Below are 23960 nucleotides of genomic sequence, written 5' to 3'. Positions count from 1 at the left end.
TCCGAGTTCGATCACCGGACGTGATCACCTGAGCAAGAACCGCAGACAACCGCGCACCTTGACGACTCCCCTGTTCTTTGACAACTCCATAGTGGAAGGGCCTTCAGCCAGCACCGGCTCAGTTGAAGACGACGGTCCTCGAGCCGTACACGAGGACTCGATCCTCCAGATGCCAGCGCAACCCGCGTGCGAGCACCAGCGTCTCGATGTCGCGACCCTGCCGCACCATGTCGGCCACCGAGTCGCCGTGATCGATGCGCGTCACGTCCTGCTCGATGATCGGTCCCGCGTCGAGATCGGCGGTGACGTAATGACAGGTCGCGCCGATGAGCTTCACCCCGCGCTTGTAGGCCTGGTGATAGGGCCGCGCCCCGATGAACGACGGCAGGAAGCTGTGGTGGATGTTGATCACCCGCTCACCCCAGTGCCGGCAGAGCTCGTCAGGCAGGATCTGCATGAACCGGGCCAGCACCACCACATCAGGTGCGAAACCGTCGACCACCTCCCGCAGCATCGCAAACGAGGGCGCCTTGTCGGCACCCGGCTCAAACGGCACATGCCGGAACGGAACACCGAACCGGGCGGTCAGGTCCTCGAGGTCACGGTGGTTGCTCACCACTCCTACGATCTCGGCGGGCAGCTCCTTGCGGTAGGCGCGCGCGAGCAGGTCGCCGAGGCAATGGCTCTCCTTGCTCACCAGCAGCACCACTCGTTTGGGCGCCGCCGAGTCGGTGAGTGCCCACTGGGTGCCCTCACCGAGGGAATCGGCCACCTCGGCGGCGAACCGAGCACGCAACTCGTCCAGCGAGACGGCGACGGAATCCGCGCGAACAGCCTGTCGGGTGAAGAACCACCCCGAGTCCGGGTCGGAGTGATACGCCGCCTCAGTGATCCACCCGCCCACGTCCTGCAGAAATCCCGAGATGCGAGCCACGATGCCCACCGTGTCCGGGCAACCGAGCGTCAGCACATAGCGGTGTTCCTCACCCGAAACCACGGGCGTGGGGACGGTCGACGACTGCGGGCGGCGTTCGTCGGCTGGAGAACGCTCGGCGGGGGAATGTTCGGCATGGTCGGCAGATGTCACAGCAGTCCAGTGTGCCAAGCTCGATGCCATGCCTGCCTCAGCACCTACCGAACTGCGCCGATCCGACGTCGCGGCGATCGTGGATCACACCCTGCTCAAGCCGGAGGCGACGCGCGCCGACGCACAGGCCACAGTCGCCGAGGCGATCGATCTCGGCGTCTATGCGGTGTGCCTGTCACCGTCGATGCTGCCCATCTCCACCGGCGGCGCGGTGAAAACCTGCGCGGTGGCGGGCTTCCCCTCGGGCAAACACCATTCGCTGGTGAAGGGCGCCGAGGCGCGGTTGGCGGTCGAGAGCGGCGCCGACGAGATCGACGTGGTGATCGACGTGGGCGCGGCGCTCGCCGGTGCACTCGACGAGGTGTTCACCGACATCCTCACCGTCCGCGAGGCCATCGGCCCGGACGTGGTGCTCAAGGTGATCGTCGAATCGGCCGCACTGCTCGAACTCGGCAACGATGAGTTGCTGGCCGCGGTGTGTGAGCGCGTGGTGGCAGCTGGTGCGTCGATGGTGAAGACCTCCACCGGTTTTCACCCGGCCGGCGGGGCCAGCGTCCGCGCGGTCGAGATCATGCACGCAGCGGTGCCGGAGCGGATCGGCGTGAAGGCCAGCGGCGGCATCCGCACCGCGCAGTTCGCCGCCGAACTCATCGCCGCCGGGGCAACCCGACTCGGCCTGTCCGGCTCACGCGCGGTGCTCGACGGCTTCCCCGAGTGAATCGGCGCCCACTACCGCCGCGTCTTCGGTGATCGCGAGCAGTCGCGCAATCGACTCGTTGACCGCATGCGCGGACTCCACGGTGCTCATGTGGCCGGTGTCGGTGAGCACCTCGTATTCGGCGAGCACGTCATGTGCGCGCAACCGCTCGGCCATCATGTCGGCGTGCAGCCGCGGGGTGAGCCGGTCGTGGTCGCCGACGACGATCGTGGTCGGCACCGTGAGCGCGTCCAGCCCGGCCACCACGTCGAGTCGGCCGAACAGACGTGCCCAGCGTGAGCGCACGCGCGTGGGGGTGTCGAACATCATCTTCTCGCAGAACCGCACCGCTTCGGCGGTCGCATGGTCATCGAGCGCCAGATACTGCCCGAGACGTCGCGACAACGGCGAATGCAGCACGGGGACAGGCGTGTACGCCACTGACGAGGCCACTGCACGCCGCAACGGGAGTGCGAACGACGGCAGGTCGGTGGGCACGATCGCCAGCTCGTGCAGGATGTTGATCGCGCCCGTCGAGGCCAGCAGCACACCGCGCGCGTACTTCTCGACAGCCTCGGGATAGTTGCGAGCCCACGACAGGATGCTCATCCCGCCCATACTGTGACCGCCGATGAGGGCGCGTTTGCCCTCGGGGACAACGGCTTCGAGCACGGCGGCGAGATCTGCGGCGAGGCGATCCTGGGTGAGGTCACTGGACCCGACCGGTGAGAGGCCGTGGCCGCGCTGGTCGTACACCACCACGCGATAACGGTCGGCGAAAGCGTTGATCTGCGGATACCAGTACGAGCCCTGACAGGTCCAGCCGTGCGACAGCACGATCACCTCACCGTCGGCCGGGCCGTAGGCCATCACGTTGAGCGGGCTGCCGTCGTCGGCGACCACACGAATGAGTTCTGCCGGGGCTGTGGGTTCGTCGAGCAACGGCTCATGCGGGGCCTGCCTCGGATGCGGTGCGAGCGCCACCTCCTTGGCGAGCGCACCGACGACGGTCACCACCGGCGCCAGCGCTACGCCCACACCCAGCCCGATCAGCGTCTTGCCCAGTGTTTTCATCGCCCGCCTCCTGTAGCCGCGCGCGCGGCGGCGTCGCTGTCGTGCCCGGATGTGTCGCTCTCACCGACCTCGGGGCCGGCATCGGAATCAGCGCCGGCACTCGAATCCGGGCTGGCATCCGAATCCGGGTCGGCATCCGAATCCGGGCTGGCATTCAAAGAATCCGGGCTGGCATTCAAAGCAGCCTCGGCTGTGCTGCCACCGGCCGCCTCGCCATCCTGACCACCCCAGATCTCCGACGCCTCGGCGAGCGCCGTGGAGATCGCATCGTCGAGCGCCTTGCGGAAGGTGGTGAGCACGATGTCGTGCGCCATCGGACGGACCGACTGGATCAGCCCGGCGATCTTCGAGACCTCTGCGTCGCTGGTGGCCAGCAGCCGCCCATCCTCGCCGAAGTACTGATCGGTGATGAGGGAGACGAAGCTGCGGGCCACATCTTCGAGGTCACCCTGCACCCGCTCCCACCGCTCCAGCAGCAGTTCAAGCGGGATGCCACCCTTCACCAGCGCCTCGGCGCCCTCGAGCACCTCCGGGTTGGCGATCGCATAGTCCTTGCCCTCACGGACCAGCAACCCGAGTCGCTGCCCCAGCGCGATACTGGTGTCACTGGCGTTGAGAGTCCGCCGCAATTCGGTGACCGTGATCGTCGCCGCTCGTTTGAAGTTGCGCCACCGGCTCGGCTTGGGTGCGTCGTGCAGCACCGACTCCACTTTCAACCCGTGGTGGGCGGCCAGCAGGAGTTCGCTGATCGTGGCGAAGTTGTAGCCGCGGTCGAGCATCCGGGCGATCAGGTTCAGTCGCACCAGGTGTTCGTCGGAGTACCAGCCCGTCCTGCCCTTGATACGCGGCGGCGGCAACAGGCCGCGGTCCTGGTAGACGCGAATGTTGCGCACGCTGACACCCGAGACATCCGACAGTTCGTTGATTCGGTACTCGGCCACCGACTCAGTGTAGCCAGCAGGCATCATCGCCCAACGCCGGTGATCTGCGCGCCGATAGCGCGGCGGGAACGCCGCCGATCAGCTCTTGCGGAACCAGTGCCTGCCCTGGATGGAATCGACACGCGGGCGCACGTCCACGAGGTACACCAACACCGCCACGATCCCGATGATCCCGAGCAGCGAGATCGCTCCGAAGATCCAGATGAACACCGCGGCCAGCGCCAGCACGATCACCCAGAACTTCTTCGACTGCTTGTCGACGGCGGTGAATGCGTCGGGCCGCTGGCTGATCGCGTGGACCAGTGCGACGACAGCCGCCACCCCTCCGACGATGGTGAGCAGCAGCAGAATCAGACTTTGGCCGTAGTGCAGGACCGAGACGACACCCATGACCATCACATTACTGTCGGATCTGCCCGGTCCGGGTCCCCTGGGGGATCCGAACCGGGCAGTATCTCAGCGACAGTCTCTCGGACTGGCTCTAGGACTGGCTCTCACCGGCAGTGTCTCGGACCAGGTCTCGGACCAGCTCACCGACACGGTCGACGAGCACTCACTCCTCGGTGGAGGTCGTGTCCTTGGCGCCGGTGCTCTTGGTGGCGCTCTTGGCCGGTGTCGTCTTGGCCGTGGTGCTCTTGGTGGTGGTCGACTTGGTCGGGGTCGACTTGGTGGTGGAGGTCCGCGTGGTCTTCGCGGTGCCGTTGGTGGTGGTCGTATGCGCCGCCGCCATCTTCTTGGCCGGGGAGTCCTTGGCGGTGCGGGCCTTGCCCTCGACAGCGCCGGCGGCACCGGCGATCTTCGAGGCGGCCTCGTTGGCCTTCTCCTCGGCGTCGGCTCCGGCCTCGAGGAGGTCATTGCTGATCTCCTCGCTACGTGCGGCGGCGCGGGTGGCGAGCTTGGCGGCACGCTCCCCCACCGCACGGGTCTGCGACGACACGGTGCCGAGGGTGTCCTCGGTCAGGTCGACCACGTCGTTGTAGGCCTTCTCGGCGCGGCTGAGCTGCTCCTGGAACGCCGGCTGCGCACGGAACCGCTCGAGAGCGTCCTCGCCACGCTCGGCGAGTGCGTTGTAGATGCTGGTGGCCACCTGCAGGTATGCGTCGGCGACCTTCTTCATCTCCTCGGGGCTGAGTTTGGTGCGCAGTTCCTCGATACCGGCCGGCACCTCCTCGGGCAGCGACTCGATGCGCGACTTGGTCTCACCCAGTCGAGCCGATGCGGCCTCGGTGGCACTCTCGGTGCGGGTGCGCAGCGTCGAGAGAACCCCGGCGACCTGGCTCAGCGCGAGATCACCGGCGCCGACGGCGGCGTAGATCGGATTGGCAATACGGTCGGTGTTCGTCATTTCTGTTCCCCTGTCGGTTGGGTCGGGCCTGTCGGTTGGGTCGGGTCGATCGGGTGGGTCGTCTCCCCGCTGCGGTTGGACGTGCGGAACGACTCGTAGATCTCCAGCAGCATCTGCCGCTGTCGCTCGGTGAGGTGCTTGTCGGCCAGGAGAGCGTCGCGAACCGGGCTGGCCGCGTGCTCCTCGAGGATTCCGGCCTGCACGTAGAGCACCTCGGCGGACATGCGCAGACCTTTGGCGATCTGGCCGAGTACCTCGGCCGACGGTTTGCGCAGTCCGCGTTCGATCTGGCTGAGGTACGGATTGCTGACACCCGCCCGCTCGGCGAGCTGCCGCAAGGACACCTCGGCAGACATGCGCTGCGAACGGATGAAGGCACCGATGTCGTGCGCGGCGCCCGCCATACTCGATGCGGCCGCCATACTCGACGCGGCAGCCGCGGATGCCCTGGCCGCCACGGTGTTCGAGAGCTGATCATCGTTCGAGAGCTGATCGTCGACGCCGGAGTCCTTGTCGGTCCCGCCGCCGTGCGGGGTCGTCTCACCGCCGCCGATCACGCCTGCGCTGTCGGGGTCCCCGGTGGGCTCGAGGTCGCGTGGGATGTTCGGCATAGTCGGTCACTTCCTGTCATGCCGTCTGACTCATCGGCCTGACATCACCCATTGTGACCGCATCTGCTTGCTCGTGCAAGCACTCTGCTAACAGCAGTTGCTCATTGTGAGCCAACTCACTGGAACTGCACCACCGGCTCACTGCGACTGCAGCACCGGCTCAGTGGAACAGCAGCACCGAGATCGTGTAGATCACCAGGCCTGCGAGTGCACCGACCACGGTTCCGTTGATGCGGATGAACTGCAGATCCCGGCCCACCTGCAGCTCGATCTTGCGGCTGGTCTCCTCGGCGTCCCAGCTACGGACGGTGTCGGTGATCACCGAGATGATCTCGCGCGAGTAGTTCTCGGCGATATGTCGGGCCGCGCGCACGGTCCACTGGGTCATCTTGTCCTGCAACGCCTGATCACCCTCGATGCGCTTGCCCACCTCGATCACCGAATCGGCGAGCGTCGCGCGCAAGGTGCCGTGCGGATCGGCGATGAGCTCTTCGATGACGGCCTTACCCGCCTTCCACGCCGTGGAGGCCGCACCGGTCACCTCGTCGCGCCCGATGAACTCCGACTTGACGCGCTCCAGACGTTCGATGGTCGCCGGGTCGTGCTGGAGGTCGTCGGCGAACTTCGCGGCGAACGCCCGCATCGCACCGCGGACCTCGTGGTCGGGGTCGTCACGCACTTTGCGCGCGAACTCGACCAGTTCGCGGTGGATCTTGTCCCCGACCAGCAGGTTCACGAACTTTGGCGACCAGCTCGGACCGTCCCGGTCGACCACGCGATCGATCACATCCTGACTGCCCACCGCCCAGTCGTATGCCCGGTCGCAGAGCAGCTGGATCACCGGCTCCACCCGGTTCTCGGCGATCAACTGCTCGAGGACGCGCCCGGCCGGCGGCCCCCACTGCGGCTCGGCGACCCACCGCACCGTCGAGGTGATGAAGCGTTCCACGTCCTCGTCGTCGAGCATCTCGGCGACCAGCCCGATCAGCCGACCGGCCTCGGCGGAGATCTGCTCGGAGTGGGCCGGGTCGGCGATCCAGTGCGAGACGCGTTGGGGCAGCCGCAACGATTCGACGCGTCCCTCGATCACGGTCGGGGTCAGGAAGTTCTCCTCCACGAACTCACCGAGCTGATCGCCGATCTGGTCCTTCTTGCGGGGGATGAGGGCCGTGTGTGGTATCGGCAGACCCAGCGGCTTCTTGAACAGCGCGGTCACCGCGAACCAATCGGCGAGTGCGCCAACCATGCCGGCCTCGGCGGCTGAGCGCACATACCCCACCCATGCGGCGACGTTCGCGCCGTCGCGATGTTCGAGCCAGCGCATCAGGAAGTAGATGACCGTGGCCACGATCAGCAGGCTGGTGGCCACCACCTTCATCCTGCGCAGGCCCGATCGACGTTGTTCGTCACCGGTGCTCAACAGACTCGGCCCGCCCCCGCGATGCGAGCCCCCGTCATGAGAGCGGCCGCCACGCGAGGCGTCGCCGCGCAGAGATGAATCACCGGTGTCGGCGGTGGGGGTGTTCCGGGCGAGATCTGAGGTCACCCCTCACTATTACCCGGCGGCGCATATCGAGCCAGTCATCTGCACGGGACACGCCTGTACGGGCAGCCGCTCACGTAGTGTTGCCCCATGCCCACGCGACCCAATCCCGCCGCCGCCGCGCGCGCCGCGGTGGCCGTGGCCGCCAACGCAACCAAACACCTCCCCGACCTGTTGGGGCAGTCGAGCTCGGCACCCGAGTCGACCTCCGGTTCCGACGCCGCCGCACCTCGCCCCGACGGACGGCGCGCGCGCTGGCAGCATCACAAGGCCGCCCGCCGGGAAGAACTCGTCGACGGCGTCCTCGACGCGGTGCGTGCGTTGGGCGCCGATGCCGGGATGGACGACATCGCCTCGCATATCGGGGTGTCCAAGACCGTTCTCTACCGCTATTTCACCGACAAGAACGACCTGTCCACCGCCGCGATGGCCCGGTTCATCGAGACCACACTGGCCCCGCGTCTGGCCGACGCCCTCACCGAGGAGGTCGACGAGTTCACCCTCACCCGCACGACGGTGTCGGTGTACGTGGACACCGTCGCCGAGGAACCGGCGATCTACAACTTCGTGATGTCGTCGAACGCCTCCACCGGTGCGGTCGCAGACTCCGAGCGGCTGGTCGCCCAGATGCTCACCCATGCGATGAACAGCCGGTTGTTCGAGCGCACCTTCGACACCTCTGGCTCGGAGACGTGGTCGTATGCGCTGGTCGGCGCGATCGAGCTGGCCACCCACTGGTGGATGGTCGAACGGCGGGTGACCAAGGAGCAGCTCGTCGACTACCTGACCATGATGGTCTGGAGCTCAATCGTCGGCGTGCTGGCGGCAGGCGGCTCGCCGGAGGTGTTCGCCTCGATGCCCCACCCACTGCCCGACCCGCCGACACTGCCCAACCTGCCCGACAGCGCCGGCCGGGTCAGCCCGTAGCGGCTCGCGCCCACCGCGCGGCCAGCGACCGAGCCGTCAGCGGCTCGCGCCGACCGTCGCCTGACCGGCCGCCAGCCGACGCCGCTCACGCCGGGCAGCGGCGACCATGTTGCGCAGCGACGGCTCGAGCTGCCAGTAGTACCGCGTCTTGAGGCCGAAGTCCGGGTTCACCCACAACCGCTCCGCGCCGATCACCTTCGCGGCCCGCTGGATCCGGTCGTCGATCTCGTCGATCTCGGGGATATGAGCGCTACGGCTCTCGTAGACACCGGGCCCCACCCCGCGCGCGATCGCGGTGCCGCGCTCGGCGAGCTGGCTCAGCACCCAGTCGATCGAGCGCGTCGCCACGATCGAGGTCACGTCGGCGTCGAGCTTGTCGAAGGCGTCGACCACCTGGGCGATACTCGAATAGCCGATATGCGTGTGGATCTGCGTCGCGGGTTTGGCTCCGCCCGCGGTCAGCTTGAACGCGTTGACCGCCCAGTCGAGGTATCCCTCGCGACCTCGCTCACGCAGCGGCAGTAGCTCACGCATCGACGGCTCGTCGATCTGGATGATCTTGATGCCGGCCTTCTCGAGGTCGGCCACCTCGTCGCGCAGTGCCAGTGCGATCTGCTCGGCCGTCTCATACAACGGCTGATCTTGGCGCACAAAGGATCTGCCGAGCATCGTCAGCGGCCCGGTGAGCATGCCCTTGACCGGCTTCTCAGTCAGCGACTGCGCGTAGCTGATCCACTCGACGGTCATCGGGCCCTTGCGCTTGACGTCGCCGTAGAGCACCGGCGGTCGCACACACCGCGACCCGTACACCTGCACCCACCCGAAATGGGTGGCCGCGAAACCGTCCATCAACTCGGCGAAGTACTGCACCATGTCGTTGCGCTCGGCCTCGCCGTGTACGAGTACATCGAGGCCGATGTCCTCCTGCAGCTCGATCACCCGCTTGATCTCGGCCTTGAGCACCTCGACGTACTCATCCCAGCTCAGTCGGCCCTGACCGTATTCGTAACGGGCGGTACGGATCTCGGTGGTCTGCGGGAACGACCCGAGGGTGGTGGTCGGGACCAGCGGCAGGTTGAGCACCGCATCCTGTGCGGGTTTGCGCTCCTCATAGGGCGCCCGCTCGCGCATCTGCGGGGTGATGGCCGCAACACGCTGTCGCACATCGTGTTTGAGCTTGAAGTCCATCTTCCGCGGACGCTTGTACCACTCCTCCGGAGCGCCGTTGTAGACCGCCTTGGCCAACGTCACGACCTCGCGCACCTTCTGCTTGGCGAACGACAGGCGGTCGGCGACGTCGCCTGGGATGTCGTACTCGATCAGCAGGTCGATCGGCACATGCATCAGACTCGTCGAGGTCGACACCACGAGGTCGGGACACACCTCCTTGAGTTCGAGGAGGTAGTCCAACGTCTTGGCCTTGTCGGCCTTCCACACGTTGCGGCCGTTGATGACCCCGGCGTAGAGACGCTTGCGTTTGAGGCCGGGCACTTTCGCCAGCGACGAGGCGCTGATGCGCTCGGTCACCAGGTCGAGTCCGATCGCCTCGACGCGGGTGGCCGCGAGCACCGGCAGCGCCTCACCGAGGTCGCCGTACTGGCCGGTCACCAGCAGTCGCGGACGCACAGAGGCAGCCGAGAGCTGGTCGTAGACACGACCCAGCAGCGCCAGTTCCTCGGTGGTGCGGTCGCTGGTGAATGCCGGTTCGTCGAGCTGGATGCATTTGCAGCCCTGCTTGGCCAGCGCGTCGAGGAGTTCGAGGTAGACCCCGACCAGCTCGTCGATCCGGTCGATCGGCGAGAACCCCTGGGGCGAACCGGGTTCGGCCTTCGACAGCAGCAACAGTGAGATCGGTCCGAGCACCACCGGACGCAGCTCGATACCCTCGGACTTGGCGCGCGCGTGTTCGGCCAGCAGATCCTCGGCGTGCAGCGAAAACGGTGTCGCGGAGTTGATCTCGGGCTGACGGTAGTGATAGTTGGTGCCGTAGTACTTCATCAGCTCCAACGCCGGATGATCCGGCAGGCCGCGCGCCATCGCGAAGTACAGATCCAGCGGATGAAGATCGGCGGCCACGTCGTCGAATCGCGACGACCGGGCACCGAAGAGCAGCGCGTTGTCGAGCACGTGATCGTAGAAGGAGAACGTGTTACCCGGCACCTGCTCGAGGCCGGTGGCCGCGAGCTCACGCCACGTCTCGTCGGCGAGTTCACGGCCGGCGGCGACCAGCTGCTCGCGCGTGGACCCACCGTGCCAGTACGACTCGAGCATGCGCTTGAGCTCACGTCGTGCGCCGATTCGCGGATAGCCGAGAATCGATGAGCCGTACTCGATCTCGCCGTCGAGCGCCCGCCCTGCCTGTGTTCGCCCTGCCTGTGTTCGCGATCCCGGGTTCGTCATCCCTACCCTGTCCTGTCTGGCGAGGCCGTCAGCCCAGACGAGCTGTCAGCCCAGATGAACTGCGATGGCTACTTCGTGGTCTCGGGGTACTGGTAGAAGCCATGTCCGGACTTCTTGCCCAGACGCCCGGCCTCCACCATGCGCAGCAGCAGCGGCGGCGGCGAGTACAGCGGCTCCTTGAACTCTTCGTACATCTTGTCGGCGATCGCCTTGACGGTGTCGAGTCCGACGAGGTCGGTGAGCTTGAGCGGACCCATCGGGTGCGCACAACCGAGCACCATGCCCTTGTCGATGTCCTCGACGGTCGCGAATCCGCTCTCCACCATGCGGATTCCCGACAGCAGATAGGGCACCAGCAGCGCGTTGACGATGAAGCCGGAGCGGTCCGCCGAGCGGATCACCTGCTTGCCGAGCACATCGTGGGCGAAGTTCTCGGCACGCTCGGCCACCTCGGGCGAGGTCATCAGCGTGGTGACCAGCTCCACCAGCGGCAGCACGGGCACCGGGTTGAAGAAGTGCATGCCCACCACACGCTCGGCGTGTTCGGTCGCCATGCCCAGCTTCATGATCGGGATGGAGGAGGTGTTCGACGAGAGCACCGCGTTCGGGTCGGTGATCACCTTGTCGAGGGCGCGGAAGATCTCGGTCTTGACCTCTTCGTCCTCGACGATCGCCTCGCACACCAGTTGGCGATCGGCGAAGTCACCCAGATCGGAGGTGAAACGCAGTCGCCACGAGGCCTGTTCGCGTTCACGCTCGGTGAGCTTGCCGCTGCTGACACCGCGATCGAGCGACCGCAGGATGCGTGCCCGTCCGGCGGCAGCGAGCTCACGGGTCGCTTCGTAGACAAGCACATCGGTGTGCGCACGGGCGCAGACCTCGGCGATGCCCGCCCCCATCTGGCCGGCGCCGATGACCCCGACCCTCGTGATTTTCTCGCTCGCCATTTCTCAAGCTCCTCGAACTGGTGATGATTGGTCGCGGCTCATGTGAGCCGCGGGAAGGTGTGGGGCACATCGACATAAGTCGAGTCATCGCGCACATCGGTCGAGATATCGCGAGGCGGGTCGACCGGTGTCGCGCCCAGAAGTCTAGTGGGAAATCTGTTGGGAAAAGCGAAAAGCCAGGATGAGACTGAATGAATATCCATGCCCATCCCGGCTTTTCGTTCGTTTCCGGCGGTGATCAGCGCACGATCGTGATCAGACGAGCGGCGCTGTCACACAACGGGGCTCAGTGGAACTGGCCCTCTTCGGTCGAGCCCTTGAGCGCCGTGGTGGAGCTGTTGGGGTCAACGGTGGTGGCGATGCGGTCGAAGTAGCCCGCACCGACCTCACGCTGGTGCTTGGTGGCGGTGTATCCGCGTGCCTCGGCAGCGAACTCGCGCTCCTGCAGGTCGACGTAAGCGGCCATCTGCTCGCGGGCGTAGCCGTAAGCCAGGTCGAACATCGAGTAGTTGAGGGCGTGGAAGCCGGCCAGCGTGATGAACTGGAACTTGAAGCCCATCGCGCCGAGCTCGTTCTGGAACTTCGCGATGGTCGCGTCGTCGAGGTGCTGCTTCCAGTTAAACGACGGCGAGCAGTTGTAGGCCAGCAGCTGGTCGGGGTACTCGGCCTTGACTGCCTCGGCGAACTGACGGGCCAGCTCGAGATCGGGCTTGCCGGTCTCCATCCAGATCAGGTCGGCGTACGGTGCGTAGGCCTTGGCGCGCGCGATGCAGGGCTCGATGCCCTTCTGCACGTTGTAGAAGCCCTCGGCGGTGCGCTCACCGGTGATGAACGGCTTGTCGCGCTCATCGACATCGGAGGTGATCAGGGTGGCGGCCTCGGCGTCGGTACGGGCCACGACCACGGTCGGGGTGTTGGCGACGTCGGCGGCCAGACGGGCCGAGGTCAGGGTGCGGATGTGCTGCTGGGTGGGGATGAGCACCTTGCCACCGAGGTGGCCGCACTTCTTCTCCGAGGCCAGCTGATCCTCCCAGTGGGTACCGGCGGCGCCGGCCTGGATCATCGACTTCTGCAGCTCGTAGACGTTGAGGGCGCCGCCGAAGCCGGCCTCACCGTCGGCCACGATCGGCACGACCCAGTTGTCGACCGACTTGTCACCCTCGACGCGGGCGATCTCGTCGGCGCGCATCATGGCGTTGTTGATGCGACGCACCACGGCCGGAACCGAGTTGGCCGGGTACAGCGACTGGTCGGGGTAGGTGTTGCCCGAGAGGTTGGCGTCGCCGGCGACCTGCCAGCCCGACAGGTAGATGGCCTTGAGTCCGGCGCGCACCTGCTGCACGGCCTGGTTGCCGGTCAGCGCACCGAGTGCGTTGATGTAGTTGTCGCTGTTGACGCCCTCCCACAGGAGCTCTGCGCCGCGACGGGCGAGGGTGTACTCCTCGATGACGGAGCCCTGGAGCTCGGCCACCTGCTCAGCGGTGTAGTCACGCTTGACGTTTTTCCAGCGCGGATTGGTGTCCCAATCCTTCTGGATCTCAGCAGGGGTCCTCGGCTGTCCGACCGTGCTCATGTTCGCCACTTCTCTTTCGTTGGTTCTCACGTCCCCGGCTGTCGCACTTTTCGCAAGGCGACAGTCTCCTCAGGCATTGCCTGCACACAGGGTGCCACACACCAAACCCGCAGGTCCACCCGCCCTCAGGTGTAAATCCGAGCCATCTTTTTGCGCCATTTTGCAAATCTTGCGAAGATCGGATGTGTGAACCCGGACCGCCTGACGCCCAAAAAGTACGTCCGTACTGCAAGTTCTGACGGGCGACCGGCGCGACCGTGGCGCCACACACGCGGTACAGATGTCGACTTCCACACCCCAATGGCGCGATTTTGTGACTGCAATCACATGAAGCGGAGGCTGCACTGATGGCGAAGACCTATGCGGGAGCCCGTCTGCGGCAGCTGCGGACCGAGCGCGGTATGTCGCAGGTGGCACTTGCCCAGACACTCGAGATCTCGCCGTCCTATCTCAACCAGATCGAGCGCGATTCGCGGCCGCTGACCGTGCCGGTCCTGCTGCGGGTGTCCGAGGTGTTCGGGGTCGACGCCGACTTCTTCTCCAGCCAGGAGAACGCGCGACTGATCGCCGAGGTGCGCGAGGTGCTCATGGACGACGACGTGGCCACCGGGATCGACAGCCGCGAGATCGGCGAACTCGTCGACACCCACCCGGCACTGGCGCGTGCAATGGTCAACCTCCATCAGCGCTACCGGATCGCCGCCGACCAGCTCGCCGCCGCCACCGACGGTCGCACCGACGGCAGCATGCGCGGGTCGATCACCGCTCCGCATGAGGAGGTCCGCGACTTCTTCTACCAACGCCAGAACTACATCCACGAACTCGACACGGCCGCAGAAGATCTCACTACGCGCATGCGTATGCACAATGCCGACATCCGCGCTGAGATCCAGAACCGACTCGAGACGGTCCACGGCATCACGGTGGTGCGCCGCGTCGACATGGGTGACACCGTGCTGCATCAATTCGACCCGCAGACCCGACGGCTGGAGATCTCCCGGCATCTGTCCTCCGGACAGCGGGTGTTCCGACTGGCGGCCGAATTGTCTTATCTCGAATGTGGCGACCTCATCGACGGACTCGTCGACGAGGGCAATTTCACCAGCGACGAGGCCCGCACCCTCGCCCGCCACGGCCTGGCGAACTACTACGCGGCCGCAGCAGTTCTGCCCTACTCGCAATTCCACGGGGCGGCAGAGGATTTCCGCTACGACATCGAGCGGCTGTCGGCCTTCTACTCGGTGTCCTACGAGACGATCTGCCACCGCCTGTCGACGTTGCAGCGCCCGAATCTGCGCGGTGTCCCGTTCACCTTCGTGCGCATCGACCGCGCTGGGAACATGTCGAAGCGTCAGTCGGCCACCGGATTCCACTTCTCCTCCAGTGGCGGCACCTGTCCGCTGTGGAATGTGTACGAGACGTTCGGATCGCCGGGCAAGATATCGACCCAGATCGCCCAGATGCCCGACGGTCGCGCCTACCTGTGGGTGGCGCGCACGGTGGAGACCCGTGCCGCACGATACGGACAGCCCGGTAAGACATTCGCGCTGGGTCTGGGCTGCGAGCTGCGCCATGCCGGACGCCTCGTCTACTCCGACGGTCTCGAGATCGGACCGCAGGCGCATGTGGTGCCCATCGGCGCGGGTTGCCGTGTGTGCGAACGGCAGAACTGCCCACAACGCGCGTTCCCCCCGCTGGGCGCCGCACTCGACGTCGACGAGCACCGCAGCACCATCTCGCCCTATCTGACTCAGAACTGAGGCCGATCGGGCACCGCGACACACCTGTAATCCGCATCGGCCAATCCACACCGGCGAATGCGTGATGCAGGTCACCGCATCGGTGTTACGGTCGGTGCGGAAGCGACAACCACGGACGAGACGGGTCGGGTCTGGTCACTCGAGAGTCGCCGCGCCGCGTCCACCGCACAACGAGGTGCGTCCATGCGTCGATGGCGACTGATCACCAGAGCCCAACGTGGTACCAGAGTCCGACCGGGTACCGAAGTCCGACTGGGTACCGGAGTCCGACCGGGTACCGGAGTCCGACCGGGTACGGCGGCGATGCTGGCGTCGATCATCCTGGCCACCACAGCCCTCACCACGGCGTTCGCCGCGCCCACGATACTTCCGCCACCGGCCACCGCCGAACCACTACATGCCGAACCCCCTCAGTACCAACCGATTCCGTCGGCAGTGCCAGAGCTGATCGACTCGGTCATACCGCCTCCGCCGGCCACGGCATCACTGTTCCCCAGCCCGACCGGTGACCCGTTCTTCGACGACTCGCCGCGCGATCTCGCGCGACTGGCGCCCGGTGCGCTGATCGCGCACCGGGATGTGACGGCCACGGCCTCGTCGATCGTCCTCGCACCCGTCCGATGGGTGCGCCAGCTCAAGTTCCGCTCCACCGATTCCACCGGCCACCCGACCATCGCGACGGCCACCGTGGTCATGCCGCGTACGGCTCTGCCCTCGCAGGGCCGTCGGCCCGTGGTGGTCAACAATCTGGCCATCGATTCCCTCGGCACCACCTGCACGCCGGGATACCGCCTGGCCCGAGGCTTTTCCTTCGACGACCTGAACACCGAGTTCCTACCGCCCACCACCCAGCTCGCCGCGCTGCGCGGATATGCGGTGATCATCCCCGATCACGAGGGCCCGCGGATGGCCTACGCCGCACCGCAGATCGCCGGGCACATCATCCTCGACGCGATCAGAGCGGCAACGGCATTCGACCCGGCCGAACTCGCCGGGTCGCGCGTGGCGATGACCGGCTACTCCGGCGGCGCCATCGCCACCCGGGCCGCCGCCGATGCCGTGGATTCCTATGCGCCCGAATTGCGTTCACGTCTGGTCGGCGCCGCGATCGGCGGCGTGCCCGCTGACTTCCGCATGCTGGTGGGCTCGATGAATGCGAATCTGGGCACGGGTCTGCTGCATGCCGCGACGTTGGGTATCGCACGCGAGAATCCCGGACTGCCGCCGATGATGAACAACCTCGCGCGGTGGCTGGCCACCTCACCGATCAAGAACCTGTGCTCGACTCCGCTGACCGCGATGGGGGCGAGTTTCCTTCCGATGCAGATGATGTCACGTGTGCCCGACCCCTTCCACAGTGTGCAGGCGCAGCAGATCTTCGCCCTCGCCGACCTCACCAGCGGACGCTCGGGCACCCCGCTCTACATCTATCAGGGACAGCAGGAGTGGTGGATCCCTGCGGTCGGCGCGCTCGACCTCGCCCGCGCGCAGTGCGCGCTGGGTGTGCGGGTGGATTACCGGGCGATGTTCGGCGAGCACTTCACCACCTCGGTGTTGGGCTTCCCCGGTGCGATCAGCTGGATCGACGATCGGTTACAGGGGCTCCCCGCGCCGTCGACCTGCGGCACGTGAACGACTCCGACGATCCGGCCGTCTCATGCGGCCCGCATTCTGGCGCCCGGCACCACCGCACTCGGTTACCGTGTGGCCATGCCAGCACGTGTCGAACCCGGGACCCTGCGCTCACTCGGACCGATCAACGCCGCGATCGCGGCGGTCGCGGCACGGGTGATCGGCGCCCGCGACATGCATCTGTTCTCGACGCTGGGCCGTTCACGCGGGCTGTTCCGCGCCTGGCTCTACTACTCCTCACGACTGATGCCCTTCGGGAAACTCAGCCGCCGCGACAGTGAGATGGTCATCCTGCGCGTGGCGCACCTGCGCCGCAACGCCTACGAATACGGCCATCACAGCAGGATCAGCAAGCGAGCCGGCATCGACGATGCCCAGCGGCTGCGCATCGAGGAGGGACCCGAGGCCGGCTGGGGTGACCGAGAGCGAGCGATCCTGCGTGCGGTCGACGAGATGGTCGCCGACCGCGATGTCAGCGATGTCGCCTGGTCGGCGCTGGCACGCCATCTCGATCCCGCCGAGCTGGTCTCATTCGTCCTGCTGGTGACCCAATACGACGGTCTGGCAACCACGATCGACACGCTGCGGATCCAGCCCGACAGATGAGGACCAATGGCCCACTGTCCACGGGCGGTTTGCGGCGCACAATCAAGTCATGAAGTACTCCAAGCCCATTGCCGTCGGAGTCGACGGGACTTCGGCCTCCACCGAGGCAGTGCGGTGGGCCGCCCACAACGCACAGCTCCACGACGTGCCACTGGTTCTCGTCGCCGCCGCCGAACCCGTTGCACCGGCACTGGCCGCCTACGCCGTCCCCGAGGTCTACTACGACGCCGGACGCGAATACTGCGAACACATTCTCGACCAGGCCGATTCGGTGGTCCGCGAGACCGACAGCGCCGACATCGAGGTGCGCACCCGGCTGGTCGAGGGCGGGGCGCGCAGTGCCCTGCTGAGCGCGTCGGATCGCGCATCACTGCTCGTGGTCGGTGCGCCGAGTTCCGGACGCCTCGCATCGGGGCTGCTCGGCTCGGTGACCAGTGCCGTTGCCACACATGCCCGCTGCCCCGTGGTGGTGATCCGCGAACATGTGTCCCGTCCGCGAGTGGGTCTGGTGACGGTCGGCGTGGACGGCTCCCCGCTGTCGTTGAAGGCACTCGAGATCGCCGCCGATGAGGCCGCGTCACGGGAGGCCACCCTCGACATCGTCTACGCCTGGGATGCTCGCGGGCTCGATTCGGCCGACGAGCGGTACGCGCAGGCGCGACAGGCTGTGCAGAGCCGCCTCGACGACATCGTGGCCTCACTGATCTCCACCACGATCGCCGCGCCCCGGGTCACCTCTCGGCTGGTGGAGGATTCCCCTGAGTCCGCACTGGGCAAGGCCTCGGGCGACTGCGACCTGCTGGTGGTCGGCAGCCGCGGCCGCGGCGGTTTCACCGGGATGCTGCTGGGGTCCACCAGCCAGTCACTGCTCTACTCGGCGCAGTGTCCGCTGATGATCGTGCGCGACAAGTACACCGACGACTGACCTCGCGGCCATCTCGCCGCTCTCATCACCTCACTGCCGTCATCGCCTCACTGCCGTCATCAGCTCACCCGGCTCCGGCCGCGTGTCGTCACGACGAGTCGCGTGAGGAGTAGAGATGGGCGCCACCGCAGGCGAGAGCGATCACCGCTCCCACGATCGCGGTGATCGCCACCGAGGTCATCACCGACTGGTAGATCACCTCGATCGCCGCCCTCACCGTCGCCTGCACGCCAGGCAGACCGTTGTCGACGTGATCGGTCGCGATGTTCTTGCCCGCCCGGGCGGCCACCCAGAGGATCCCCGCGTCGAGCAGCACCGCACACCCCAGTGCTGCGAGCGCCAGCAGCCTCGCCCGCACCAGCACCACCACACCGATCCCCGCGACGATGCTGACCGCCAGCGCGATCCAGCTGATCCGCGTCACCCACTGTCCCCGCTCGTGCAGATAGCCGGGACTCACCGCGCGGTACTCGTCGCCGATCCGGATCTGCACCGTGTCGGGTACCGCGATCGGGATCAGCCGCAGGTCGAGGCTGCGCAGCATCGGCGCGACATCGATCACCCACTCCCCGTCGACCTCACGACCAGAGACCTTGTCGGTGAACAGCCACCTGTGGCCGGCGCGGTTGGCCGCCGCGAAATCATCGGGGAATCGGTCACTTCGGGTGTATACGGCCACCGCCTGTCGGACCAGTGGTGCGGGCACCGAGACGTTCTGACGAGCGGCCAACCCGAGCGTGATCCCGGTGAGATCTCCGGTCATCGCTGCGCGGACGTGGTCATCGGCACCCGCCGAACGGGCGAGTGAGACATAGCCGGACTCGTCGACGACGTTGCGGGACAACCACATCGACGGAACAGTCACCAGCACGCCGACCCAGGCGAGCAGGGTCAGCGCCAGCGCGACACCAATTCGCACGACACTCACCGTTCATCCCGGCACCAGTACACCGCTCACCCTACCGCGCGATCACGCGCGCGCGGGCCGACATGACCCGGTTCCGGCGAACTGCTCAGAACGACCGGTAGTCGCGCATCGCCAGTCGGGGTCCGCGCCGCGGCGACCGCGCACCCCCGAGGATGATCAGCCTGATCACCCGATACCGCTGTCCCGCATACGGTTCGAGTAGTTCGAGCATCCCGTCGTCGTCGACGGGCTCACCGATGAGCGTGGTACCCACCATCGAGGGGATGTGGTAGTCGCCCACCGGCACCGCGTCGACGTCGCCGACGGCGCGGGCGCGCGTCTCGGCCTCGGTCCACGGGCCCACCCCGCGCAACAGCGTCAGATGGTCGTGATGCTTCTCGACATTCATCGCGGTGGCACCCCAGATCGTGCGCATCCGAACAGGTTCGGCGCCGCTGCGATGCCACTCCCAGCTGGGGATCTCACGCCACCTACGCTGCTCGGGTGGCACCCGCATGTCAGGGGCGCCCGGGGCGACCTCACCGAATCTCATCAGCAGATGGCGCCACGCCCGCCACGCCTCGGCGCCGAGCACCTTCTGCTCGAGGACCGCCGGCGCCAGCGCCTCCCACACCCGGTCACTGCGGCCGATCCGCACACCCGTCGCGCGCGCGACCAGCGATGCGACGATCCGGTCGCGCGGGACGAGTCCCCCGGGGTCGTCATGCGCGCCGATCAATGCGGGCATCGACTCCAACAACCACTGCGCCCCCGGACCCCAGGCGCGGGCCGACACCGTGTCCCCGTCTCGGCTCACCGCGATGGTCCCGGCGCCGTCGGGGGTGTGCACGGCGCGCCAGATCGACCCGTCGGACCGGATTCGATAGGCCGGGTCGGCTCGCCCACGCCGATGGATCGCCAGCGTGCGGGCCAGGTCCAACGGCCATAGGGTGTGCAGCCGCCGGGTCATGCCGCCGGACCGGGCGACACCGGCGGCGGGGAGTGTGCGGGTCATCGGCACCGACTGTATCGGCGCACCCCGACCGAGCCGACCCGACCGCCCCTGTCGGATATCCGATCAGTCATCACCCACACCGCGCGCGGTCAGCGCCTCGCCGGTGTGGCGGGCCTGGGCGACCGCGCGCAGCACCAGCGGGATCAGCCGGGCGCGCGGGCTGCGTTCGAGTCCGCGAGCCCGGGCTGCGTCGGCGGTCTCGGTGGCCAGATCCAGTGTCGAGGGCACCGCGCGCAGGGTGAGCGCGAAGGCCAGCGCGACCTTCTCGGGGTCCACCCGCAGCGGTCGCAGCGGCGTCAGTATCCGGGTGATCGTGTCGAGGAGATCGTCGACTGCGGTGGTGGCGGTGAACACGGTCGAGGCCACGATGAGTGCGAAGACGGCCGCCACCGCCGCCGCGGCACTCGACCACCCGTTCTGCCACACGTGGTAGGCGCCCAGTGAGATGCCCACGATGGCGAATCCGCGCAGCGCCGACAGCAGCGAGTCCCGGCTCACCCGCGCCCACATCGCCAGACCGACCGCCAGCGCGAGCGCGCCGACGGCATACCACGGACCCGGCAGTGCGATCACCGCGATCGCGAATGCGAACAGCCCCGCAAGTTTGGCGCCCGGCGGCAGTCGGTGGAGGACCGTGGTGCCGGGCTGATAGGTGCCCAACGACGGTCCCCTCATGCGCGATCCCCCACGACCAGCCCGCGGTAGTACCCGACCGCTTCCTGCGCCTGCCCGTCGTAGACCACCGAACCCGACTCGACCACCAGCGCCCGATCGCATCGTGCGGCGAGGTCGAGGTCGTGGGTGACGATCACCACCTGCTGGGACAGCCCACACAGCACGTCGCCGACCCGTCGAGCGTTGCGCAGATCGAGCAGCGTCGTCGGCTCGTCGGCGACCACGATCTGCGGATCGGTGGCCAGCACCGAGGCCAGTGCGACCATCTGGCGCTGACCACCCGACAGCGCGTGGACGCTGCGCTGCGCGAGGTGGGAGAGCTCGAACCGGTCGAGTGCGGCAAGCGCCGCCTCGGTGCGGGCGGACTTGGCGCGGTGCTGTCGGCGCAGCGACAGGCTGATGTCCTCGATGACCGTCGGCATCACCAGCTGGGCGGCAGGGTCGGTGAACACGAAGCCCACCTGCCTGCGCACCCTGGCGCCGTGGCGGCGGGTGTCGATACCGTTGACCGTCACCGTGCCCGATGTCGGGTCGATCAGCCCGTTGATCAGGCGTGCGAGTGTCGACTTCCCCGATCCGTTCGACCCGATCACCGCGGTCAGGTGGTCGTCGAGGCGCAGCGTGGTGGGCGCCAGTCGGCCCTCGACCGCGGCTGCGGCGAATTCGATCATCAGTGATCCCGGATCATGCGCTGGTCCCGGATCATGCGCGGGCGCGGCGACGCTGCGGCAGCAGGTCGGGGAATGCGCGGTGCACGGCAGTGGCCACCAGGGCCATCACCGCGATCTTGATCAGGTCGCCGGGCCAGAACACCCAGTCGATGCGGAAGGCCGCCGAGAAGCTGGTCGGCACGCGCAGCATCAGACCGACGATGCCGAACAGGTGGATGAACACCGCGCTGGCCACGAAGCCGGCCGCGAACACCAGCGGCACACTACCGGCGGCCTTGTGCCGCGGCAGTCGCTCCACGATGAGTCCGCACAGCCAGGCGCCGAACGGGAACCCGATCAGATAGCCCGCGGTCGGGCCGGCGAAGACCGCGGGTCCGGCCGCACCGCCGCTGAACACCGGCAGACCTGCCAGACCGACCGCCAGATAGAGCAGCACGGCGAGGAATCCCCGCCGCGCACCCAGCACGGCCCCGGCCAGCAGCACACCGAATGTCTGCAGGGTGATCGGCACGATGCCCGCGCCCACATGGATGGCGGGCATCAGCGCACATGCGGCGATGAGCGCGGCGAATCCGGCGATCAGCGCGATGTCGGTCGCGCCGCGCGATCGGGCGGGGGCGGCCACCTGTTCGTCAACCATCTGCTGCTCTCCTCGGCACCGATTGGATTTCCGGTCTGCGAACACCGTCGACTGAACGGTGTTCATGTGAACAGCGTTCAGGCTAACGCCCGTCCTGCCTCCCCGTGGCGATAGGGTCGGATTCATGGCCCACACCCGTGACGACGTCGTCCGCACCGCACTCGAGGTGCTCGACGTCGCCGGACTGGAGTTCTTCTCCATGCGACGAGTGGCGGGCGCGCTCGAGGTGCAGCCCAGCGCGCTGTATCACCACGTGGCGTCCAAACAGGAGCTGCTCGCACTGATGGCCGACTCGATCCTCGCCGAGGTCGGCGTCGGCGATGACCTGCGCGCGACATGCCGGGCGATGCGCGAGGCCATGCTGTCGGTGCGGGACGGTTCCGACGTGGTGGCCACCGCTTCGGCCTTCCGACTCGGCGTCTCCGGTATCGAGACCGATCTCGCGGCACGCCTCGGTGACCGCGACGCCGCGCGCACCCTGCTTCTCTACGTCTTCGGCCAGGCCCAGGCCACCCAGATGCATCGACAGGCCGCCGCAGTCGGGATCGTCGCCGACGACCCCGGTCTCGACGCCTCCTTCGAGCGCGGCCTCGACATCGTGCTGGCCGGTATCGCGTCGGCGTCGTAGGCAACCGCGACACATCGGCACCCGAGCCCACAGCGCGTCGCGAATCCCCGTGCGCTGCAGGGATCAGGGCAGCATCACGGAATGAGTGCAGCGAATCGGACACCGCACAACAGACGAGTTGCGCTGTCGACGAACAGTATTGGCTCACGTCGAGTACAGCCGGGCATGACGGACGAAACACTCTTTCGCGATCACCACGACCGAGTACCGTGAATGGTGACAACAGAATTGGAGGATCAGATGACCACATCCGTCCACGCCGCGGTATTGCCCGATGTCGGCAAGTCCTTCGTCTTCGAGGATCTGACGCTCGACGACATCGAACCCGACGAGGTACTCGTCAAGATCACCGCGGTGGGCCTGTGCCACACCGACCTCGCGGTGCAGAGCGGCGACATCCCGGGTGCGTTCCCGTTCGTCCTCGGACACGAGGGGGCCGGGGTGATCGAGAAGGTGGGCGATGCGGTCACCGGTCTGCAACCCGGCGATGCGGTGGCGATGTCGTTCGCGGCATGCGGACACTGCCGAAACTGCCTGGCGGGCAAGGAAGCCTACTGCCTGTACTTCATGCCGTTGAACTTCGGCGGGATCCGCGAAGACGGCACCACCACCCTCACCGATTCCGAGGGCGCAGTCGTGCACGGCAACTTCTTCGGACAATCCTCATTCGCCACCCACGCGATCGCCGCGGCCAAGAACGTGGTGAAGCTCCCCGACGACGCCCCCACCGAGATCGCTGGCCCACTGGGCTGCGGCATCCAGACCGGCGCCGGAACCGTCCTCAATTCGCTCGACGTGCCCGCGGGTTCGTCGATCGTCGTCACCGGCACCGGCGCGGTGGGACTCTCGGCGATCATGGGCGCCAAGGTCGCCGGCGCCACCACCATCATCGCCGTGGACATCATCGATTCGCGTCTGGAGTTCGCCACCACGCTCGGGGCCACCCACACCATCAACTCCAAAAACGAGGACGTGACCGCGCGGATCACCGAGATCACCGGCGGCGGCGCGGAATACGGCGTCGACACCACCGGGGTCGGACCGGTCATGGCGTCGCTGCTGTCGTCGGTGGGATTCGGCGCGAAGGTCGCCTTCATCGCCGTCTCCAAGCCGGGTACCACGCTCGACGTGGGACTGTTCTCGGGCAAGACGATCGTCGGCGGCATCGAGGGCGATTCGATCCCGCAGAACTTCATCCCGCAGCTGATCAACCTCTACAAGGCCGGACAGTTCCCGTTCGACCAGTTGATCACCACCTATCCGTTCGACCAGCTCGAGCAGGCCATCGATGACACCAGGACCGGGACATCGGTGAAAGCCGTTCTCGTCATGCCCACCACAGAAAGCTGAGCATCC

General features: G+C 66.9%; 23 protein-coding genes. 8 read left to right on the top strand and 15 right to left on the bottom strand.

Annotated features, from left to right (window positions below; genetic code table 11):
* Nucleotides 1-118 precede the first annotated feature (118 nt).
* The gene (gene purU / locus IEW22_RS03045) at nucleotides 119-997 is read right to left on the bottom strand and encodes a formyltetrahydrofolate deformylase (RefSeq protein WP_229742145.1); all 879 of its coding nucleotides are present in this window, start codon (nucleotides 995-997) and stop codon (nucleotides 119-121) included.
* Between the two features lie 118 nt (nucleotides 998-1115).
* On the opposite strand from purU, the gene deoC reads away from it, so the two are divergent.
* A complete protein-coding gene (gene deoC, locus IEW22_RS03040; protein WP_188585119.1) occupies nucleotides 1116-1805 on the top strand; it encodes a deoxyribose-phosphate aldolase in 690 nt (229 codons plus the stop codon).
* Here the strand turns inward: deoC and IEW22_RS03035 are convergent.
* From IEW22_RS03035 to IEW22_RS03010, 6 genes are all read right to left on the bottom strand, one after another.
* Nucleotides 1773-2858 (bottom strand): alpha/beta fold hydrolase, encoded by a 1086-nt coding sequence (locus IEW22_RS03035; RefSeq protein ID WP_188585118.1) that lies wholly within the window; start codon nucleotides 2856-2858, stop codon nucleotides 1773-1775. The genes deoC and IEW22_RS03035 overlap by 33 nt on opposite strands.
* Complete coding sequence (locus IEW22_RS03030; protein ID WP_188585117.1) at nucleotides 2855-3799, bottom strand: MerR family transcriptional regulator; 945 nt, start codon at nucleotides 3797-3799, stop codon at nucleotides 2855-2857. Before IEW22_RS03030 ends, IEW22_RS03035 begins: the two co-directional genes overlap by 4 nt.
* A gap of 78 nt (nucleotides 3800-3877) precedes the next feature.
* Nucleotides 3878-4189 carry a DUF2516 family protein gene (locus IEW22_RS03025; protein WP_188585116.1) on the bottom strand — a complete coding sequence of 104 codons (312 nt, stop codon included), beginning with the start codon at nucleotides 4187-4189 and terminating at the stop codon, nucleotides 3878-3880.
* Between the two features lie 163 nt (nucleotides 4190-4352).
* Entirely contained in the window at nucleotides 4353-5144 is a 792-nt protein-coding gene (locus IEW22_RS03020; RefSeq protein ID WP_188585115.1) for a heparin-binding hemagglutinin, read from the bottom strand.
* Nucleotides 5141-5566, bottom strand: a complete 426-nt coding sequence (locus IEW22_RS03015) for a helix-turn-helix domain-containing protein (RefSeq protein WP_188585249.1) — start codon at nucleotides 5564-5566, stop codon at nucleotides 5141-5143. Before IEW22_RS03015 ends, IEW22_RS03020 begins: the two co-directional genes overlap by 4 nt.
* Before the next feature lie 349 nt (nucleotides 5567-5915).
* Complete coding sequence (locus tag IEW22_RS03010) at nucleotides 5916-7133, bottom strand: DUF445 domain-containing protein (RefSeq protein WP_188585248.1); 1218 nt, start codon at nucleotides 7131-7133, stop codon at nucleotides 5916-5918.
* 255 nt (nucleotides 7134-7388) lie between these two features.
* Between IEW22_RS03010 and IEW22_RS03005 the strand changes: the two genes are divergently transcribed.
* Complete coding sequence (locus IEW22_RS03005) at nucleotides 7389-8225, top strand: TetR/AcrR family transcriptional regulator (RefSeq protein WP_188585114.1); 837 nt, start codon at nucleotides 7389-7391, stop codon at nucleotides 8223-8225.
* Nucleotides 8226-8261: 36 nt separating this feature from the next.
* Here IEW22_RS03005 and metE read toward each other — a convergent pair whose 3' ends face one another.
* The 3 genes from metE to aceA all read right to left on the bottom strand — a co-directional run bounded on the left by metE (nucleotide 8262) and on the right by aceA (nucleotide 13145).
* A complete protein-coding gene (gene metE, locus IEW22_RS03000) occupies nucleotides 8262-10625 on the bottom strand; it encodes a 5-methyltetrahydropteroyltriglutamate--homocysteine S-methyltransferase (protein ID WP_188585113.1) in 2364 nt (787 codons plus the stop codon).
* A gap of 68 nt (nucleotides 10626-10693) precedes the next feature.
* Nucleotides 10694-11572 carry a 3-hydroxybutyryl-CoA dehydrogenase gene (locus IEW22_RS02995; RefSeq protein WP_188585112.1) on the bottom strand — a complete coding sequence of 293 codons (879 nt, stop codon included), beginning with the start codon at nucleotides 11570-11572 and terminating at the stop codon, nucleotides 10694-10696.
* A 286-nt stretch (nucleotides 11573-11858) separates the two neighbouring features.
* Nucleotides 11859-13145: an isocitrate lyase gene (aceA, locus tag IEW22_RS02990; RefSeq protein WP_188585111.1), complete on the bottom strand. Its 1287-nt coding sequence runs from the start codon at nucleotides 13143-13145 to the stop codon at nucleotides 11859-11861.
* A 347-nt stretch (nucleotides 13146-13492) separates the two neighbouring features.
* On the opposite strand from aceA, the gene ramB reads away from it, so the two are divergent.
* From ramB to IEW22_RS02970, 4 genes are all read left to right on the top strand, one after another.
* Entirely contained in the window at nucleotides 13493-14905 is a 1413-nt protein-coding gene (ramB, locus tag IEW22_RS02985; RefSeq protein ID WP_188585110.1) for an acetate metabolism transcriptional regulator RamB, read from the top strand.
* A gap of 183 nt (nucleotides 14906-15088) precedes the next feature.
* Nucleotides 15089-16537, top strand: coding sequence for a lipase family protein (locus IEW22_RS02980; protein WP_229742127.1), 1449 nt, complete (start codon nucleotides 15089-15091; stop codon nucleotides 16535-16537).
* A 78-nt stretch (nucleotides 16538-16615) separates the two neighbouring features.
* Nucleotides 16616-17143, top strand: a complete 528-nt coding sequence (locus tag IEW22_RS02975; RefSeq protein WP_188585109.1) for a carboxymuconolactone decarboxylase family protein — start codon at nucleotides 16616-16618, stop codon at nucleotides 17141-17143.
* Between the two features lie 49 nt (nucleotides 17144-17192).
* A complete protein-coding gene (locus IEW22_RS02970) occupies nucleotides 17193-18068 on the top strand; it encodes a universal stress protein (protein WP_188585108.1) in 876 nt (291 codons plus the stop codon).
* An 88-nt stretch (nucleotides 18069-18156) separates the two neighbouring features.
* On the opposite strand, the gene IEW22_RS02965 is transcribed toward IEW22_RS02970, so the two are convergent.
* The 5 genes from IEW22_RS02965 to IEW22_RS02945 form a co-directional block, all read right to left on the bottom strand.
* Nucleotides 18157-18987 carry a hypothetical protein gene (locus IEW22_RS02965; RefSeq protein WP_188585107.1) on the bottom strand — a complete coding sequence of 277 codons (831 nt, stop codon included), beginning with the start codon at nucleotides 18985-18987 and terminating at the stop codon, nucleotides 18157-18159.
* 94 nt (nucleotides 18988-19081) lie between these two features.
* Entirely contained in the window at nucleotides 19082-19945 is an 864-nt protein-coding gene (locus IEW22_RS02960) for a DNA-3-methyladenine glycosylase family protein (RefSeq protein WP_188585246.1), read from the bottom strand.
* Between the two features lie 108 nt (nucleotides 19946-20053).
* Nucleotides 20054-20665: an energy-coupling factor transporter transmembrane component T family protein gene (locus tag IEW22_RS02955; RefSeq protein WP_188585106.1), complete on the bottom strand. Its 612-nt coding sequence runs from the start codon at nucleotides 20663-20665 to the stop codon at nucleotides 20054-20056.
* The gene (locus tag IEW22_RS02950) at nucleotides 20662-21336 is read right to left on the bottom strand and encodes an energy-coupling factor ABC transporter ATP-binding protein (RefSeq protein WP_188585105.1); all 675 of its coding nucleotides are present in this window, start codon (nucleotides 21334-21336) and stop codon (nucleotides 20662-20664) included. The genes IEW22_RS02955 and IEW22_RS02950 overlap by 4 nt, the downstream gene beginning before the upstream one ends.
* 31 nt (nucleotides 21337-21367) lie before the next feature.
* Nucleotides 21368-21976 carry a biotin transporter BioY gene (locus IEW22_RS02945; RefSeq protein WP_188585104.1) on the bottom strand — a complete coding sequence of 203 codons (609 nt, stop codon included), beginning with the start codon at nucleotides 21974-21976 and terminating at the stop codon, nucleotides 21368-21370.
* A gap of 124 nt (nucleotides 21977-22100) precedes the next feature.
* Here IEW22_RS02945 and IEW22_RS02940 point away from each other — a divergent pair, with 124 nt between their 5' ends.
* Both IEW22_RS02940 and IEW22_RS02935 read left to right on the top strand, forming a co-directional pair.
* The gene (locus IEW22_RS02940; protein ID WP_188585103.1) at nucleotides 22101-22604 is read left to right on the top strand and encodes a TetR family transcriptional regulator; all 504 of its coding nucleotides are present in this window, start codon (nucleotides 22101-22103) and stop codon (nucleotides 22602-22604) included.
* A gap of 240 nt (nucleotides 22605-22844) precedes the next feature.
* Nucleotides 22845-23954 carry an NAD(P)-dependent alcohol dehydrogenase gene (locus tag IEW22_RS02935; protein ID WP_188585102.1) on the top strand — a complete coding sequence of 370 codons (1110 nt, stop codon included), beginning with the start codon at nucleotides 22845-22847 and terminating at the stop codon, nucleotides 23952-23954.
* The last annotated feature ends 6 nt before the right edge of the window (nucleotides 23955-23960 follow it).

It is taken from the genome of Gordonia jinhuaensis, assembly GCF_014639795.1.
Lineage (GTDB): Bacteria > Actinomycetota > Actinomycetes > Mycobacteriales > Mycobacteriaceae > Gordonia_B > Gordonia_B jinhuaensis.
The sequence above is the reverse complement of the archived record's forward strand: the minus strand, read 5'-3'. Positions and strand labels throughout refer to the sequence as shown.